Raw genomic sequence first — 15,884 nt, forward strand, 5'->3', positions numbered from 1 at the left:
CCCGGCTCGCCGCCGTCGCCGCCGAGGTCGGCGGCCAGGCGCTCGCCGCGGACCTCGTCACGGAGGCCGCCGCCCTGGCCCGGCGCGCGGGGCCGGTCGACGTCCTGGTGAGCAACGCGGGCGTCGGCTGGGCGGGGCCGCTCACCGGGATGCCCGGCGGTACCGCCGAGGGGTTGATCGCGGCCAACCTGACGGCCCCCATCGAGCTGACCCGGCTGCTGCTGCCGGCCATGATCGACCGCGGCCGGGGGCACCTCGTCTTCGTGGCCTCGATCGCCGGCGCCGTCGGCGTGCGCGACGAGGCCGTGTACTCCGCGACCAAGGCCGGGCTCATCGCGTTCGCCGAGAGCCTGCGCTACGAGCTGGACGGGGTCGGCGTCTCCGTCGTGCTGCCCGGCGTCGTCGACACGCCGTTCTTCGCGCGGCGCGGCACGCCGTACGCCCGGCGACGGCCCGCGCCGATCCCGCCGGAGCGGGTCGCCCGGGCGATCGTGTCCGCCGTCGAGCGCGAACGGCCGGAGACGTACACGCCGGGCTGGCTGCGGCTGCCCGCCCGGCTGCGGGGCGCCGCGCCGGGGCCGTTCCGCGCGCTGGCCGGGGTGTTCGGCAAGCCGGTCAGCCGCCGCGCACGGCCCGGAGCGACTCCTTGAGCGAGGAGAGCGTGGCGAACACCGCCGTGGGCTCGTAGCCGCAGTGCGCCATGCAGTTGGCGCAGCGCGGGTCGCGGCCCCGGCCGTAGGAGTCCCAGTCGGTCTCCTCGACCAGCTCGCGGTAGCTGGCCGCGTACCCGTCCGACATCAGGTAGCAGGGACGCTGCCAGCCGAACAGCGAGTACGACGGGATCGCCCACGCCGTGCACGGGAAGTCGACCTTGCCCTCCAGGAAGTCGAGGAACAGAGGGGTGTGGTTGAGCCGCCACCGCCGGCGGTTGCCGCCGGAGAACGCCTTGCGGAACAGCGCGCGGGTCTCCTGGACGCCGAGGAAGTGCTCCTGGTCGGGAGCCTTCTCGTAGGCGTACCCGGGAGAGATCATCATCTCGTCGACGCGCAGGTCGTCGTTGAGGAAGTTGAGCACCTCGACGACCGTCCGCGGGCTGTCGGTGTTGAAGAACGTGGTGTTCGTGGTGACGCGGAAGCCGCGCCGCCGGCACTCCCGCACCGCGGCGACCGCCTCGTCGAACACCCCGTCCTTGCACACGGACGCGTCGTGCCGCTCGCGCAGCCCGTCGAGGTGCACCGTCCAGGCGAAGTACGGCGACGGCTTGAACTCGTCGATCTTCTTCGGGATGAGCAGCGCGTTGGTGCACAGGAACACGTAGGTCTTCCTGGCGACGAGCCGGCGCACCATCTCGCCGATCTGCGGGTGCATGAGCGGCTCGCCCCCGGCGATGGACACCATCGGCGCGCCGCACTGCTCGGCGGCGGCGAGGGCCTCCTCGACGGACATGCGCCGCTTCAGCACGCCGGCGGGGTGCTGGATCTTGCCGCAGCCCGAGCATTTCAGGTTGCAGGCGAACAGCGGCTCCAGCTCCAGCAGCAGCGGGAACTTCGAGCGGCCCCGCAGCTTCTGACGCAGGACGTAGCCGCCGATGCGCAGGGCCTGGCGGACGGGCATCGTCACGTTGACCGCACCTCCTCGGGGGGCGGGCACTGTTCGGGCTGCCCGCCGAGCCCGAGCGCCCAGCGCGCCAGCGCCCGGCCGACGTGCCGGAGCGTGCGCAGCGCACGCACGCCGCCGAGCAGCGTGGCCGGGTGCAGCAGCGGGGCGGCCGGCGTGTCGACGATGACGCGCACCGCCGCGAACGGCCGCCCGCCCGCCGCGGCGGCCACCGGCCCGGACTCCATGTCGACCGCGAGCGCCCCCCGCGCCGCCAGCCGACCGCGTTCCGCTCCCGTCACGAGATGGCCGGACGTCACCAGGGCGCCGGTGCGCACCGGCAGTCCCGCGCCGGCGAGCTCCTCGGCGACGAACGGCGCCGACGGGCAGGGCAGCACCCGCCCGTCGAAGCGGACCTCCTCGGCCACCACCACGTCGCCGGGACGCAGCCCCTCGTCGAGGGCGCCGCCGAACCCCGCCACGGCCAGCGCCTCGGCGTCGGCGAGAAGCGGGAAGGCGGACGCCGCGTTGCCGGGCCCCATCCCCATCCGGATCACCTCCACGCCGTCCGTCGTGGGCGTCAGCCCTTCCCGCAGGGCGCGCGCCTCGATGCCCAGCGCGGTGCAGATCAGCAGACCGGTCATGGCGCCGCCTTCTCCCCGACGCCATCGGCCCCGTCGCGGACGCCCGCGCCGTCGCGGGTCTTCGCGCCGTCGCCCACGCTCGCGCCGTCGCCCACGCTCGCGCCGTCGCCCACGCTCGCGGTGGCGCCCGCTCCCGGGCCGGAGTTCAGATAGCGGCCCAGCGCGCTGATCGGGAAGACCAGCCGGTAGAGGTGGTAGTTGATGAAGAAGTCGCCGGGGAACCCGGTGCCGGTGAAGAACGGCTCGTCCCAGGTGCCGTCCGGGCGCTGGCGGGCGACCAGCCACGCCACGCCGCGCTCCACCGCGGAGGTCCGCTCCCCGGCGGCGAGCAGCGCCAGCAGCGCCCACGCGGTCTGAGACGGCGTCGAGGCGCCCCGCCCGATCCACGCCGGATCGGTGTACGAGCGCAGGTCCTCGCCCCAGCCGCCGTCCTCGTTCTGGTGGCGTTCCAGCCAGGACACCGCCCGCCGGACGCACCGCGCCCCGGGCCGTACCCCGGCGGCGATCAGGGCGGGCACCACGGCGCCGGTGCCGTACACGTGGTTGGCCCCCCAGCGGCCGAACCACGACCCGTCCGCCTCCTGCGCCTTCAGCAGCCAGACGACCGCCCGCCGCACGACCTCGCGAGACGGCGGCGGCTCCACCGCCAGCGCCTCGACGACGTGCGCGGTGACGTCGGCGGACGGCGGGTCGATGACGGCTCCGAAGTCGCAGAACGGCAGGCGGGTGCAGAGCGTGCGCGTGTTGTCGGCGTCGAACGCGGCGAAGCCGCCGTCGCGCGACACCATGCCGGCCATCCAGCGGACCGCGCGGTCGACGGCGGGGCGGACGTCCGGATGCGCCACCCGCCGCAGGGCCAGGACGGCCTCGGCGGTGTCGTCCACGTCGGGGTAGCCGTCGTTGTCGAACTCGAACGCCCAGCCGCCGGGCGGCAGCGACGGCCGGCGCACGCTCCAGTCGCCGGGGCCGGTGATCTCCTCGTCCAGGACCCAGCCGGCCGCCCGCACCAGGGCGGGATGGTCGCGGGGGAGGCCCGCGTCGCGCAGCGCGTTGATCGCGAGCACGGTGTCCCACACCGGTGACTGGCACGCTTCCAGCCTGCGTCCCTGCTCGTCGCGGACGGTGAACCGGTCGAGCCCCTCGATGCCCTTGCGTATCACCGGGTGGTCCAGGCCGTAGCCGGACAGGCGCAGCGCGATCAGGGAGTAGACCCACGGCGGCTGGATGCCGCCCCAGGATCCGTCCCGCTCCTGCCGGGCCACGATCCACTCGGCCGCCCGCCGCAGCGCCGCCCGGCGCAGCCCGGGGACCGGACGCCGCTCGTAGCCGTGCAGCGCGCGGTCGAGGGCGGCGAACACCCCGTCCCAGCCGCCGCGCCCGCGCCGGACGGGACGCCCGGTGCGCAGCTCGGCCAGCCCGAAGGGCAGCGGACGGACCGGGCGGCGGGCGCTCACGATGGTCAGCGGCACGATCGTCTGCCGCGCCCAGCAGGCCCAGTCGTAGATGTTGAGCGGGAACCACGGCGGCAGGAACACCATCTCGGGCGGCAGGACGGGAAGGTCCTGCCAGCGCCACTGCCCGAACAGGGCGAGCCAGATGCGGGTGAACACCCGGCTCGCCTCGATCCCGCCGGACTCGCGGACGAAGCCGGCGGCCGCTCGCATGTGCGCGGCGTCGGCCGGGTCGCCGGCGAGCCGCAGCGCGGTGTACGCCTCGACCGTGGTGGACAGGTCGCCGGGGCCGCCGTGGAAGGTGGCCCACGTGCCGTCGTCGCGCTGCCGCGAGCGGATCCAGCGGGCCGCCTCCGCGGTGTCCCGCTCGGCGCGGATGCCGAGGAACTCGCGCAGCAGCAGGTCCTCGGCGTCCATGGTGATGTTGGTCTCCAGCTCGCCCTTCCACCATCCCTCGGACGCCTGGAGCCCGAGCAGGTGGTCGCACGCCGCGTCGAGGGCGAGCGCGGCGGCGGTGGACCCAGTGGAGGTGGGCCCAGTGGAGGTGGGCGCGGCGACTGTGGTCATGTCAGTGACCTCGCGAGGTGAGGAAGCGGGCGATGTCCAGGAACTCGGCGCGCACGGCCGGGGGCAGGTCGGCGTCGGCGAGGTGGCGTCCGGCGGTGTCGAGGCGGTGCTTGGCCTCGCTCTCCGCCCAGGAGCGTCCGCCCGCGTCCTCGACCAGCGCGGCGGCGTCGCGCAGGTCGCCTTCCGACAGCGGGTGCGGGGCGGACAGCAGGGCGGCCAGCCGCGCCGCCGCCCGGGTGCCGCTCGTGAGGGCGGCCACGACCGGCAGCGACTTCTTGCGGGCGCGCAGGTCCGACAGGACCGGCTTGCCGGTGGCCGCCGGGCTGCCCCAGATGCCGAGCAGGTCGTCGGCGAGCTGGAAGGCCAGGCCCACCTCGGCTCCGAACGCCGCCAGGGACGCAACCAGCGCCGCCGGGGCGTCCACCGCGATGGCGCCGATCGAGCAGGCGCAGGCCAGCAGCGCGCCGGTCTTGTGCGCGGACATGTGCCGGCATTCGTCCAGGCTCACGTCGTCGCGCCGCTCGAACTCCAGGTCGAGCGCCTGCCCGGCGATCAGCCTCCGGGTCGCGGTGGCCAGGCAGCGCGCCGCGGACACCCGGCCCGGGCAGGAGTCCTCCAGGAGCAGCTCGCCGGCCAGCGAGAGCAGGGCGTCGCCGGCGAGGATGGCCGCCGGCTGCCCGAAGACCGTCCAGGCGGCGCGGCGGTGCCTGCGCATCCGGTCGCCGTCCATGATGTCGTCGTGAAGCAGCGAGAACGCGTGCACCAGCTCGACCGCGGCCGCGGCGGCGAGTGCCCGCTCGGCGCCGGCCGCGCGGGCCGACAGCACGGCCAGGGCGGGACGCAGCGCCTTGCCGCCGCCGGCCGTGACGGGCAGGCCGTCCTCGTCGGCCCAGCCGAAGTGGTAGGCGGCGACGCGCGCGGTGATCGGATCGAGCCTGATCACCGCGGCGCGCAGGACGGGCTGGACGAGCTCGCGGGCGGCCACGACCGCGGGCGGGACGACGTCGCTCACCGGATCGCCTTCCGTTCCAGATGGTGCCTGGCCGATCTGGCGGCGTTGAGTCCGCTGCGCACGGCAGCCTCCATGGTGTCGGGCCAGCCCGTGTCGGTCCACGCGCCGGCGAGGAACAGTCCCGGCCATCGGGTGACGGCCTGGGGACGGAGCGCGCCGCTGCCGGGCCCCTGCCGGAACGTGGCGCGGCGCTCTCTGGTGACGAAGAAGTCGACGACCTGGGCGTGCCGCGCCTCGGGGAAGAGGCGTTCCAGCGCGGGCACGAAGACGGCGCGCGCCTGCGCGGCCGGGCAATCGATCCACCGGTCGGCGGCGGAGACGGAGACCGCCAGGTACTGGCCCCGGCGCAGCCCGCCCGCCCGCGTCTTGTCGAACACCCACTGCACCGGCGAGCCGACGACCGCGGCGAACGGCACGTCGGTGACCCGCCGGTCGTAGACGACGTGCACGTTGACGATGGGGCTGGCGGACAGGGCGCTCCACCGGTCCCGGTCGGGGACGGCGTCGAGCGGGGTCAGCGCCGCGGCCTGCTGGTGCGGCGTGGCGACGATCACCGCGGACGCCTCCACCCGCGTGCCGTCCACGACGATCGCCGGGCCGGGCTCGACGGCCGTGACCTTCGTCGCCAGCCGCACGGTGCCGCCCTGCCGGGTGATGGCGGACTGCGCCGCCTCGCCGTGCAACTGCCCGAGAGGAACGGCGGGCACGCCGATGTCGGCCGCGTCGGCCCGGCCGAGCAGCGCCGTCCTGAACACCATCGCCGCGAGCCCGAGCGCGGCGTCCTCCGCGCGGACGTTCAGGGCGGCCACCGCGAACAGCTCCCACAGGGCGTTCTTCGCGGCGTCGCGTTGCCCGTGCGCGGACAGCCAGCTCGCCAGGTCGATCCTGTCGAGCGCCGGGTCGGCCGGGTCGAGCCGGCGCAGCGCGAGCGAGCCCCGCAGCGCACGCAGCCGGTCCGCCGGACGAAGCAGCGGGTAGGACGCCAGCGACGGCACGAGGTGGAACGGGCCGGGCAGCGCGCGGCGCCGCAGCCGGGCCGATCGCCCGTCCGGGGTGAGCACCCGCACGTCGAACCGCTCCTGCAGCTCGACGTGCCGGGTGGCGCCGAGCCGGTCGAGCAGCCCCCGGTAGGCCGTGCAGCAGCGCAGGAAGACGTGCTGCCCGTTGTCCACCATGAGCCCGTCGCGGGCGAAGGAGTGCGTGGCGCCGCCCAGCCGGGGGCGGGCCTCGTACAGGGTGGTCCGGTAGCCGGCCTCTCCCAGCGCGAGCGCGGCGGCGATGCCGGCCAGCCCGCCGCCGACGATCGCGACCGGCGCGCCGCCCACGGGTCCGTCGCCTCCCCCGTCCGGTGCTCTGCCCATCGGTTCTCCGCTCGTTCGCTGGAGGTCCAGCGGTCTGTCCGCTGTCGGCGTCCCGTTCATCGGGCCGCCCTGGTGAGGGTGAGCGCCCGCGCCGCGATCATGGCCTTCTCCCACGCGGGCAGCGACAGGCGGGTGGCCAGCGCCCCGGCAGGGTCGGCCGTGATGCGCTCCAGCAGGGACCGGTAGATGCCCGCCATGGCCGCCGTGCAGGCGGCGCTGCGCGCGTCGAGCAGGGGCAGCAGGCGCATCCCGGTGGCGAACCAGTCGCGCGCCCGGCCCGCCTCGAACCTGAGGAGCTCGGCCAGCCGCTCCGGCGGGTCGGCGAAGAAGCGGCCGCTCGGATCGAGCTCCAGCGTGCAGCCGAAGCGTTCGAGGTCGGCGGCGGGCAGGTAGACCCGCCCGGCCAGCCGGTCCTCCCGGACGTCCCGCAGGATGTTGGTGATCTGCAGGGCCACGCCGAGGGCGTCCGCGAGCGGCCGGGCGGCGTCGGGGTCGTCGGCGCCGAACACGCCCAGCGACAGCCGGCCGACCGACCCGGCGACACACCGGCAGTAGGCGACCAGGTCGCCGAACGTCGCGTACGTCGTCCCGCGCACGTCGGCGGCGCAGCCGTCGATGAGCTCCGCGAACGCGCCCAGCGGCAGCCGATAGCGGAGGGTGGCATCGTGCAACGCCACCAGCACCAGGTCGGGCGAGCCGGGAACGCCGCCCGCCAGGCCGGAGGCGGGCGCGTCCAGCGTGTCGCGGGCCGCGGACAGGCGGGCCAGCCGCTCCCCGGTGGTGGCGTCCCCGTCGGCGATGTCGTCGATCCGGCGGGCGAACGCGTAGACGGCGCTCAGCGCGCGCCGCTTCGGCGCCGGCAGCAGCCGCATCCCGTAGGAGAAGTTACGCGCCTGCCTGCGCATGATCTGCTCACAGTGCCGGTACGCCTCAGGGACGCCCACCGCCGCACCCCCTTCGCGCGAGGATGCGCAGCCACGCCGTCAGCAGGGGCGTGCCACGCGGCCGTACCGCCTGGCCGAGCACGTCGAATCCGGCCTGCCGCAGCGCCGTGACCGTGGCCAGGCCGCCCGCGACGTACCCCGCGATGGCCAGCCGGGCCAGGCCGGTCACCGAGGCGACGAGCAGGTCGCCCTCGCGGAGCAGCCGCTCGGCGCGCTCCGTCTGGAGCGCGACGACCTCGCGGACGCGGTCCGGCGTGGCGGGTCCGGCCAGGTCGGACTCGGTGCAGCGGAACCGTGCCAGGTCCTGTTCCGGCAGGTAGATCCGGCCGCGCGCGTAGTCCTCGCCGACGTCCTGGCAGTGCTCGAGGAGCTGCAGCGCCGTGCAGATCCGGTCGGACAGGGGCAGGCGGCCGGGGCTGGCCATGCCGAACACGTGCAGCACGATGTGGCCCACCGGGTTGGCCGACAGGTCGCAGTAGTCCAGCAGGTCGGCGAAGGTCTTGTACCGGGTGACCGACTGGTCCCGCCGGTTGGCCTCCACCAGCTGCCGGAACGGTGCGAGGGGGATCGAGCAGGCCGTGACGGTCGGCTCCAGGTCGCGGACCGCCTTCAGGAGGGGGGCGCGTCCCGCGTACAGGCGGAGCAGGTCGGCTTCGACGGCGTCCAGCAGGCGCAGCGGGTCGTCGTGTCCGGGTTCGTCACCGATGTCGTCCACCAGGCGCGCGAAGCCGTACACCGCGAGCAGGTGACGGCGGTATCCGTTCGGCAGCAGCCGGGAAGCGACCGGGAAGTTCTCCCCACGTGCTCTCATTACGACGGTCACCTGTCACGTCTCCCCCCGGATGGCATGAATGAAGGCTGTCCGTCGCGAGCAGCCATAAAACGCGGCCACCTGCCTCATTGGGGTTTACCGGGCATGATCTGGGCGAATATTTGGGATCAGGACGTATGACCGCGTTTCTGGAAAGCCTGTGCATTTCTTTTATGTGTAGACAGGTCAAACGGTATCCAGATGAAAAGTGGCGTAAAAGATGGCACGGGTGTGATGCCGTTTCTGCCGGTGTATTCCACAGGAATCGTGAAATCGTGGAGGAAAGGCGTGTGCCTAACGCACTCCGTGCTCCCGCAGGGGGCCGACCCGCAGCCCCGCCTCCCGGCAGGCGTCCACCAGCAGAGGCAGGGCACCGAGGGCGGAACGCCACGAGCCGGGCGCCGAGGTGTGGTCCGAGTCGTGCAGGAGCAGGGTGGCTCCGCCCCGCAGACCGGACGCCATCGTCGCCGCCACGGACGCCGGGGTGGCCGAACGCGTCCAGTCCCTGCCCCAGGCGGTCCACAGCACCGGGCGCAGCCGCCGACGGCGCGCGGCGAGGAGGATCTCCGCGCTGAGCACCCCGTAGGGCGGCCGGTACCACCGCGGCGCCGTCCCGGTCACGTCGGCCACCAGGTCGGCGGCCCGCCCCATCTCGGCCGCCATCCGTCCGGGCCGGGTCAGCAGGGCGTTGTCGTGGTGCCAGCCGTGCACGGCGAGCTCGTGGCCGTCCGCCACGATGCGGCGGCCGAGCGCCGGGCACCGGTCGAGCATCTCGCCGAGGACGAAGAACGTGGCCCGGCAGCCCAGCCGGTCCAGCTCGTCGAGGAAGCACGGGGTGGACGTCGGGTCGGGCCCGTCGTCGAAGGTCAGCGCGACGTGCCCGGCCGCGCCCACCCCGGCCAGGCGGGGCAGCAGCCGCCGGACGGGCGGCAGCCAGGTCGCGGCGGGACCCGCGTGCACCAGCCCCAGCGCGCCGGCGGCCAGCGCCGCGCGGGCCGCCCCGCGCACCGCTCCACGCGCGACTCTCCCCGCGTCGGCTTGCCCGGCGGGCGGCCGTTCTGCGCGGGCCGAGCCGGGGCGGGTGGTATTTCCGCTGGTCATCACGGTAAGTCTGAGGGAGGGGCGCGGCGATGCCAACACGGCGCACGGTACTGATCCTGAGCGCGAGCATGGGCGCCGGGCACGACGCCGCGGCCGCCGAGCTGGCCCGGCGGCTGGCCGTCGCGGACGTCGACGCCGAGGTGGTGGACGTCCTCGGACTGCTCCCGCTGCGCCTGGGCGCGGCGCTGCGCGGCTGGTACGGCTGGATGATGCGCTCGGCCCCGTGGATGTACGCGCTGATCTACCGCATCTTCTTCGTGTCCGGCCACGCCGGATCGGCGTCTCCGCTGACGAGGCTCACCGCCGCGCGGCTGCGCGGGCTGCTGCGGCGCAGGCCGCCGGACGAGGTCGTCTCGGTCTTCCACCTGGCCGCCCAGGCCGCCGGGACGCTGCGGGAGCGCGGCCTGCTCCCCGTCCCGAGCACGGTGGTGCTGACGGACTTCGCCGCGCACCGGCTGTGGCTGCATCCCGGCAACGATCGCTACCTGTGCCCCGACGCGGCCACCGCGCGCCAGGTCAGCGCCGCCACCGGCCGTCCGGCATCCTGTTACGCCCCCCTCGTACGTCCCGCCTTCCCGCGAGGCGCGGCGCAGGCCCGTCACGGGGTGGGCCGCCGGCTGGTGCTGGTCTCGGCCGGAGCGTGGGGGGTGGGCGACGTCGAGCGGACGGCGCGCGTCCTGGCCCGCTCCGGCAGGTACCTGCCGGTCGTCCTCTGCGGGCGCAACGCCGGGCTGCGCCGCCGCGCCAGGCGTGCCGGGGGACTGGCGCTCGGCTGGTACGAGGACATGCCCGGCCTGATGGCGGCCGCGTACGCCCTGGTCGACAACGCCGCCGGGCTGACCAGCAGGGAGGCGATGGCGTCCGGGCTGCCGATCGTCACGTACCGGCCGATTCCCGGTCACGGCAGGGACGGCGTGCTGGCCATGGCGCGGGCCGGGCTGAGCGTCCACGCGCGGACCGCCGCCGAGCTTCTCGCGGCGCTGGACCGCCTGGACGCCGGCGAAGGGGCGGAAACGGGGAATCGGGACGCGCTGTTCGCCGCCGCGCCCGCCGAGTCGTTCTTCGCGGCACCCCTCATCTCGCCGGCTGCTGAGACCCCTTCCGGCGGATGTGCGGCGACTGAGACAGCTTGACGCTGCCGTAGAACACCAGCGCGACGCCGGCGAGCTCGGGGATCACCCAGGGGCCGAGCCGGATCGAGTCGTCGAACAACGCGACCCCGTACACGATGCTCGCCACCGGGTCGGTGATGGTGAGCGCCGGCTGCACGACCACCAGGGTCCCGGTGTGCAGGGCGTACTGCAGCAGGAACAGCGCGGTGATGCCCGCCGCGACCATGGCGTACACCGGCCACGTGGTCAGCAGGGCGGCCGGGTTCTCGGCGAGGACGCGCATGCTCTCCTTCATCAGCGCGGCGGTGAAGGCGAAGCACGCCCCGGACGCGACGCCGAGCAGCGCGGGCCGGTACGCGCCGCGGCCGATCCGCGCGGCGGCGACGAGGCAGGCGACGCCTCCGACGGTGGCCGCGGTGCTGAGCAGCCAGTCGGTGGCGTCCGGGATCTGCTCGCCGCTGCTCGGGTTGGCGGCGGACAGCAGCACGGCCAGCCCCGCGGTCACGGACAGCACGGCCAGCCAGTCGCCCCCGCCGAGCCTGGTCTTGAACAACCACCGGACGATGAACATGGTGAACGGCAGCTCGGTGACCAGGATCGGCTGCACGAGCGTCAGCCCGGCCAGGCTGAGCGCGCCCGCCTGCAGCAGGAACGCCAGGATGAGCACGCCGATGCCGGCCATCCAGGCGGGCTGCCGGGCCTGGCTCCATGCGACCGCGAGCGAGAAGTCCCGGTCGGGCGGGACGGCGCGGGCCGCCCGGCGTTGCAGCACCGAGGAGAGCGCGTTGGCGGCCGCCGCGCACAGCGCCAGGATCACCGCGATGGCTGTGCTCACCGGCGAGTGGCCTTCCGGTCCTGGGCTGTCCGCTGTCGGTCAGTGGCGGTCATCAGCGGGGTGGTCATCAGCGTTCCGGCGCGGCGCCCCTCCTCGAACGGGGACGACCCGCCAGCCTCCCTTCCACGGCTCTGACCTGGCAGTTACCACGAGCCAGGGCGTACGTGCCCCGCACGCGAACGCCCCACGCTGCTCGCGGCCATAGCAGGGACCAGCCTTTGCGCTTCGCGGGGACCGGTCCAGAGCTGCCCATCCGCTGTCGTACCCCGCACACCTTCACCAAACGGGGATGGCTTCCCCAGGTCGCAGGGGCACGCGTCGTCAGCGAACCCGCCGTATGACATTTGTCCTCACCAGGTCGTGACTTCGACGTCTACGTCGGCTGAGCCGGTCGTGCGGATCATGAGTCATGCGCTCGAAAACAACGCTCTTCCTCGGTGTCGCCCTCGTGGGCGCATGGTTGGTGGTCCTGCCTGCCTGGCTGTCGGGCAAGGGGCTGGAGTTCCCGCTTCTGCCCGTGCTCGCCGGGGCGATGATGTTCACGCCCGCCATCGCCGTGCTCGTCGTGTGGCTGCGGTCGCGACGCGAGGGCCTCACCTTCCGCCTCCTGGCCCGCGAGACCGGCCTGACGCTGGGCCCGCGAAAGGGCCGCACGCTGGCCGTCCTCGGCGCCATGTGGCTCGGCGTGCCGCTGCTGGTCGCCCTCACCCTCGCCGTCAGCGCGCTGGTGGGAGCCGCCGAACTCGACGTGGACGGACTGTCGGGGCTCAGGCGGGCCCTGGAGTCGGCCGGCGTCGACTCCTCCAAGACGTCGATCGTCGCGATCGGCATGCTCGTCGGCATGTTCGTGACCTCGCTGATCACCGCGGTCCTCGCCTTCGGTGAGGAGTGGGGCTGGCGGGGATGGCTGCTGCCGCGCCTGCTGCGGCACGGCACCCTGCCCGCCGTCCTCGTCTCGGGCGTGATCTGGGCGGCGTGGCACGCCCCGCTCACCCTGCTCGGCTACAACTACCCCGACCTGGGCCCGTGGGCGGCGTTGATGTTCGTGCCCTTCTGCACGGTGTTCGGAGCCGTCCTGGCGTGGACGCGGCTGGTCACGGGCAGCGTGTGGCCGGCGGTGATCGGACACGCCATCTTCAACGAGAGCGCCACCACGCTCATCGTGCTCAGCTCGGACGCCTCCGCACCCTTCAACCCGGTCCTCGCGGGACCGGGCGGCTTGGTCGGTGGGCTGATCATCGCCCCGCTCGCCGTCCTGCTGCTGCTGGGCGCGGGTCGAGGGGGACGGGCCCTGCCGCTGCCGGGCCACCGCCTCCCGACGGTTCCCGAACCACGCTGACGTCCCCGAGGGAACCGGCGCCGGGGGAGCGATCCTGCGACGGCCGGCGTGCCCTGGGACGGAAGCATCGAATGTGATCGGTATCTCACTCCTGCCGCCACGTGAGGGTGTCGCCCGCACCTACGATGATCAACAATTTGTTGGTTCCACCCCCGAGGGAGCGGTCGAAGAGGTGTCAGGGCAAGAACGCGTGCGCGCCCTCCTGGAAAACCGGCTCATGCAGCGGGCGATCATCGTGGTGATCGTGGTCAACGCGGTCACCATCGGCTGCGAGACCAGTTCCTCCCTGATGGAGCGGGCCGGCGACGTCCTGCACGCGATCGACCGGATGGCGCTCGCGATCTTCGCCGTCGAGCTGGCCGCCCGTCTGTACGCCTACCGCAGGTCGTTCTTCAGCGACCCGTGGAACTGGTTCGACGCCGTCATCGTCGTCGTCGCGCTCGTCCCCGCCTCGGGGCCGACGTCCGTGCTGCGGGCCCTGCGCATCCTGCGGGCCCTGCGCCTGGTGTCGGCGGTGCCCAGCATGCGCCGCGTCGTCAGCGCGCTGCTGGCGGCCGTGCCCGGCATGGCGTCCATCATCGGCCTGCTCGTGCTGATGATCTACATCGCGGCGGTGATCGCGACCAAGCTGTTCGGCGACCTCGTGCCCGAACGCTTCGACGAGCTGCCCCGCTCGCTGTTCACCCTGTTCCAGATCATGACCGGTGACGACTGGGGCAACGTCGCCCAGGAGGTGATGGAGCACAAGCCGTGGGCGTGGATCTTCTTCATCGCCTACATCCTGATGTCCACGTTCGTCGCGCTGAACCTGTTCATCGCGGTCGTCGTCAACGCCATGAACGACACCGAAGACTCACCGGCCGAAGCCCGCACCCAGGCCGAACTCGAGGTACTCAGGCAGGAACTCGCGGCGGTGAACGCGAAACTCGACCGGCTCTTGCTGCACTCGCCGGCGCCGCGCCCGCGGCCTCGCAGGGCCACCGTCGTCCGCAACCGGCGGGCGCGACCGCAACGCGGGTGAACCAGAGCGGTATCGCGTGCATCGAAGCAGTGGACTGATCATTCCAGGAAAGGGTGTTCACGATGAGACGTCTGATGACCGGGCTGCTGGCCGCGGGGGTGTCCGTCCTGTTCCTCGCTGCCCCGGCGGCCGCGGCCGCCGGGCTTCCCAAGGGCTTCCTGAAGTACGAGAGCGAGCAGGCGCGCAAGCCGTTCGGCGAGGCGGAGATCTCCTGGCGGGTGAGCGACAAGCGCACCGAGGTGGCGGCGCTGGAGCTCTGCGCCGGGGACGAGCTGCTCTCCCAGGCGAAGAGCCTGCGGTCGGTGTTCGCCGACGGGGACGCCGACTACCACTACCGCGAGCAGGTGGCCGTCTTCGCCGACGAGAAGGCGGCAGCCGGGGCGATGGCGAAACTCAGGAAGGCGGTCAAGGGGTGCGCCAAGGTGGTGATCTTTGGGGGCACGGCGGCCTACCGCGGCGCGAAGCTGCCGCTCGGTGACGAGGCGCTCCAGGTCAGCAGGTACAACCTGGAGTCCAAGAGCGCCTACGGGGAGAGGTCCGTCGTGGCGCGCAGGGGCAGCGCTGTGATCGTCTACGCGGAGGTAGCCCTGTACGCGAGCAAGAAGCCGAAGGCGAGCGACTTCAGGAGCCAGGTGCGCGACGCCAAGGCGATGGCCGTCAAGGTCTGCGACCTGCCGGGCGTGTGCTGACGGCGTTACGCGGAACCCGCGTCCGGACCCCTGAGCGGACGAGCCCGTCGGTAGGCCCAGGCGAGGCCCGCCACCGCGACCACCCCGGCCGCGACCACGATCGCCACCAGCCCGGTGCGGTCGGGAGCGGGCGCGCGGGCGGGCTTGGCGGGCCTCACCTGGGTGGGCGTGCCCAGGGCGCTGATCAGTTCGGCAGTGAGCGGCTCGATGCCCTGGGTGGCGTCCGAGAGCCGCAACGGCCGGTCCCCTGAGGGGAGGAGCCTGTTGCCCGAGCACAACGTCGTGACCAGCCCCGACCCCTGGGCCCTGGCGAACACCAGGTAGCGACCGCCCTTCACGAACTCGTATCCGCAGGCCGGCCCCTCCGCCCTGGTGAACACCGTGAACTCGGCGTCGACGTCGCCCTTGTAGACGTGGTCGGCACGCAGCGTGGCGGTGAGGCTGCCGCCGTTCAACGTCGGCTCATCCACACGGACCTCCGTGGCGGTGGCGGTGAAGACGGCCGTCGCCTCCTCGACGCGCTGCTTCGCCGTGGGCGCCGCGCAGGAGCAGGCGGCGCGGGCGCCCGCCGCACCGGCGGAGAGCATGAACAGCGGAGCCACCAGGCAGAGCACGGCGAGTATGCGCACCATCATGTCCAGCCAGACGTACGGCGGGCGTGATCGGTTCAGCCGTCACGCCTGAGACGCCGCCCGGAGCGGGTCGCGGAAGACCTGCCGCAGCGTCTCGGAGGTCAGGACGGCCGCGGGGGGACCTTCCGCGACGAGCCGTCCCTGATCGAGCAGAAGGCAGTGGTCCGCGCGCATGGCCGTGTCGAGGTCGTGCGTCGCGTGGACCACCGTGACGCCGCTCGCCTTGACGCTGTCGAGGACGTCGCGGACGTGCCGCTGGGCGTCCAGGTCGAGGCCGGTCGCCGGCTCGTCGAGCAGGAGCAGGCCCGATTCCTGTGCGAGGCCCTGGGCGACGAGGGCGCGCTGACGCTGCCCGCCCGACAGCGCGCCCAGCTGGCGCGAGGCCAGGTCGAGGACGCCGAGCCGGGCCATGCAGGCGTCGACGACCGACCAGTCCTGCTTCGACAGGCGTCGCCACGGGCCGCGGCGCGCCCAGCGGCCCATCGCCACGGTCTCGCGCACCGTGATCGGCAGCGCGTCGGAGACCGCGCTGCGCTGCACCACGAAGGCGGGACGGTCGGCGCCGCCGCGCTCGACCCCGCCCCGCGCCGGCTTGACGATCCCGGCGAGCACCCCCAGCAGGGTGGACTTGCCCGAACCGTTCGGCCCGATGATCGCCGTGACGCCGGAGCCCGGCAGCCGGGCGGTGAGGTGGTGCAGGACCATCCGCCGCCCGTACCCAGCCGTGACGTCGCGCAGCGTGCAGTCCTTCATGAGCCCCTCTGGGTTG

The 15,884-nt window shown here is 73.7% G+C and carries 16 protein-coding genes; 5 read left to right on the forward strand and 11 right to left on the reverse strand.

Annotated elements, in window-relative coordinates; all coding sequences use genetic code 11:
- Positions 1–650 (forward strand): SDR family NAD(P)-dependent oxidoreductase (locus ABT294_RS17160; protein ID WP_350806675.1); only part of this gene is annotated, 650 nt, incomplete at its 5' end.
- On the opposite strand, the gene hpnH is transcribed toward ABT294_RS17160, so the two are convergent.
- The 8 genes from hpnH to ABT294_RS17200 all read right to left on the reverse strand — a co-directional run bounded on the left by hpnH (position 616) and on the right by ABT294_RS17200 (position 9,487).
- Positions 616–1,614: an adenosyl-hopene transferase HpnH gene (gene hpnH, locus ABT294_RS17165; protein WP_350807082.1), complete on the reverse strand. Its 999-nt coding sequence runs from the start codon at positions 1,612–1,614 to the stop codon at positions 616–618. The two genes, ABT294_RS17160 and hpnH, sit on opposite strands and share 35 nt — an antisense overlap.
- Positions 1,615–1,616: 2 nt before the next feature.
- Positions 1,617–2,240, reverse strand: a complete 624-nt coding sequence (locus tag ABT294_RS17170; protein ID WP_350806676.1) for a phosphorylase family protein — start codon at positions 2,238–2,240, stop codon at positions 1,617–1,619.
- Complete coding sequence (gene shc / locus ABT294_RS17175; RefSeq protein ID WP_350806677.1) at positions 2,237–4,258, reverse strand: squalene--hopene cyclase; 2,022 nt, start codon at positions 4,256–4,258, stop codon at positions 2,237–2,239. Before shc ends, ABT294_RS17170 begins: the two co-directional genes overlap by 4 nt.
- A 1-nt stretch (position 4,259) precedes the next feature.
- A complete protein-coding gene (locus ABT294_RS17180) occupies positions 4,260–5,270 on the reverse strand; it encodes a polyprenyl synthetase family protein (protein ID WP_350806678.1) in 1,011 nt (336 codons plus the stop codon).
- Positions 5,267–6,631 carry a hydroxysqualene dehydroxylase HpnE gene (gene hpnE, locus ABT294_RS17185; RefSeq protein ID WP_350806679.1) on the reverse strand — a complete coding sequence of 455 codons (1,365 nt, stop codon included), beginning with the start codon at positions 6,629–6,631 and terminating at the stop codon, positions 5,267–5,269. Before hpnE ends, ABT294_RS17180 begins: the two co-directional genes overlap by 4 nt.
- Positions 6,632–6,687: 56 nt before the next feature.
- Positions 6,688–7,575, reverse strand: a complete 888-nt coding sequence (gene hpnD / locus ABT294_RS17190) for a presqualene diphosphate synthase HpnD (RefSeq protein WP_350806680.1) — start codon at positions 7,573–7,575, stop codon at positions 6,688–6,690.
- A complete protein-coding gene (gene hpnC / locus ABT294_RS17195) occupies positions 7,562–8,386 on the reverse strand; it encodes a squalene synthase HpnC (protein WP_350806681.1) in 825 nt (274 codons plus the stop codon). Before hpnC ends, hpnD begins: the two co-directional genes overlap by 14 nt.
- A gap of 294 nt (positions 8,387–8,680) precedes the next feature.
- Entirely contained in the window at positions 8,681–9,487 is an 807-nt protein-coding gene (locus tag ABT294_RS17200; RefSeq protein ID WP_350806682.1) for a polysaccharide deacetylase family protein, read from the reverse strand.
- 29 nt (positions 9,488–9,516) lie between these two features.
- Here ABT294_RS17200 and ABT294_RS17205 point away from each other — a divergent pair, with 29 nt between their 5' ends.
- Positions 9,517–10,620 carry an MGDG synthase family glycosyltransferase gene (locus ABT294_RS17205; RefSeq protein WP_350806683.1) on the forward strand — a complete coding sequence of 368 codons (1,104 nt, stop codon included), beginning with the start codon at positions 9,517–9,519 and terminating at the stop codon, positions 10,618–10,620.
- On the opposite strand, the gene ABT294_RS17210 is transcribed toward ABT294_RS17205, so the two are convergent.
- A complete protein-coding gene (locus ABT294_RS17210) occupies positions 10,562–11,434 on the reverse strand; it encodes a DMT family transporter (RefSeq protein ID WP_350806684.1) in 873 nt (290 codons plus the stop codon). The two genes, ABT294_RS17205 and ABT294_RS17210, sit on opposite strands and share 59 nt — an antisense overlap.
- 409 nt (positions 11,435–11,843) lie before the next feature.
- Here ABT294_RS17210 and ABT294_RS17215 point away from each other — a divergent pair, with 409 nt between their 5' ends.
- The 3 genes from ABT294_RS17215 to ABT294_RS17225 all read left to right on the forward strand — a co-directional run bounded on the left by ABT294_RS17215 (position 11,844) and on the right by ABT294_RS17225 (position 14,483).
- On the forward strand, positions 11,844–12,773 hold the full coding sequence (locus tag ABT294_RS17215) for a CPBP family intramembrane glutamic endopeptidase (RefSeq protein ID WP_350806686.1): 930 nt from the start codon (positions 11,844–11,846) through the stop codon (positions 12,771–12,773).
- A 172-nt stretch (positions 12,774–12,945) separates the two neighbouring features.
- Positions 12,946–13,794, forward strand: coding sequence for an ion transporter (locus ABT294_RS17220; RefSeq protein ID WP_350806687.1), 849 nt, complete (start codon positions 12,946–12,948; stop codon positions 13,792–13,794).
- A 62-nt stretch (positions 13,795–13,856) separates the two neighbouring features.
- Positions 13,857–14,483: a hypothetical protein gene (locus tag ABT294_RS17225; protein ID WP_350806688.1), complete on the forward strand. Its 627-nt coding sequence runs from the start codon at positions 13,857–13,859 to the stop codon at positions 14,481–14,483.
- A 5-nt stretch (positions 14,484–14,488) separates the two neighbouring features.
- On the opposite strand, the gene ABT294_RS17230 is transcribed toward ABT294_RS17225, so the two are convergent.
- Positions 14,489–15,118: a hypothetical protein gene (locus tag ABT294_RS17230; RefSeq protein WP_350806690.1), complete on the reverse strand. Its 630-nt coding sequence runs from the start codon at positions 15,116–15,118 to the stop codon at positions 14,489–14,491.
- A 39-nt stretch (positions 15,119–15,157) separates the two neighbouring features.
- Entirely contained in the window at positions 15,158–15,868 is a 711-nt protein-coding gene (gene aztA, locus ABT294_RS17235; RefSeq protein WP_502912069.1) for a zinc ABC transporter ATP-binding protein AztA, read from the reverse strand.
- Positions 15,869–15,884 lie beyond the last annotated feature (16 nt).

The sequence above is a fragment of the Nonomuraea sp. NPDC000554 genome (genome assembly GCF_040300065.1).
GTDB lineage: Bacteria > Actinomycetota > Actinomycetes > Streptosporangiales > Streptosporangiaceae > Nonomuraea.

Bases quoted from the DNA above. Each gene is read 5' to 3' on its own strand.
- ABT294_RS17170 (WP_350806676.1), bottom strand. From the start codon at position 2,240: ATGACCGGTCTGCTGATCTGCACCGCGCTGGGCATCGAGGCGCGCGCC.
- ABT294_RS17225 (WP_350806688.1), top strand. From the start codon at position 13,857: ATGAGACGTCTGATGACCGGGCTGCTGGCCGCGGGGGTGTCCGTCCTG.
- ABT294_RS17215 (WP_350806686.1), top strand. From the start codon at position 11,844: ATGCGCTCGAAAACAACGCTCTTCCTCGGTGTCGCCCTCGTGGGCGCA.
- aztA (WP_502912069.1), bottom strand. From the start codon at position 15,868: ATGAAGGACTGCACGCTGCGCGACGTCACGGCTGGGTACGGGCGGCGG.
- ABT294_RS17200 (WP_350806682.1), bottom strand. From the start codon at position 9,487: ATGACCAGCGGAAATACCACCCGCCCCGGCTCGGCCCGCGCAGAACGG.
- hpnE (WP_350806679.1), bottom strand. From the start codon at position 6,631: ATGGGCAGAGCACCGGACGGGGGAGGCGACGGACCCGTGGGCGGCGCG.
- ABT294_RS17205 (WP_350806683.1), top strand. From the start codon at position 9,517: ATGCCAACACGGCGCACGGTACTGATCCTGAGCGCGAGCATGGGCGCC.
- hpnH (WP_350807082.1), bottom strand. From the start codon at position 1,614: ATGCCCGTCCGCCAGGCCCTGCGCATCGGCGGCTACGTCCTGCGTCAG.
- shc (WP_350806677.1), bottom strand. From the start codon at position 4,258: ATGACCACAGTCGCCGCGCCCACCTCCACTGGGCCCACCTCCACTGGG.
- ABT294_RS17230 (WP_350806690.1), bottom strand. From the start codon at position 15,118: ATGATGGTGCGCATACTCGCCGTGCTCTGCCTGGTGGCTCCGCTGTTC.
- hpnC (WP_350806681.1), bottom strand. From the start codon at position 8,386: ATGAGAGCACGTGGGGAGAACTTCCCGGTCGCTTCCCGGCTGCTGCCG.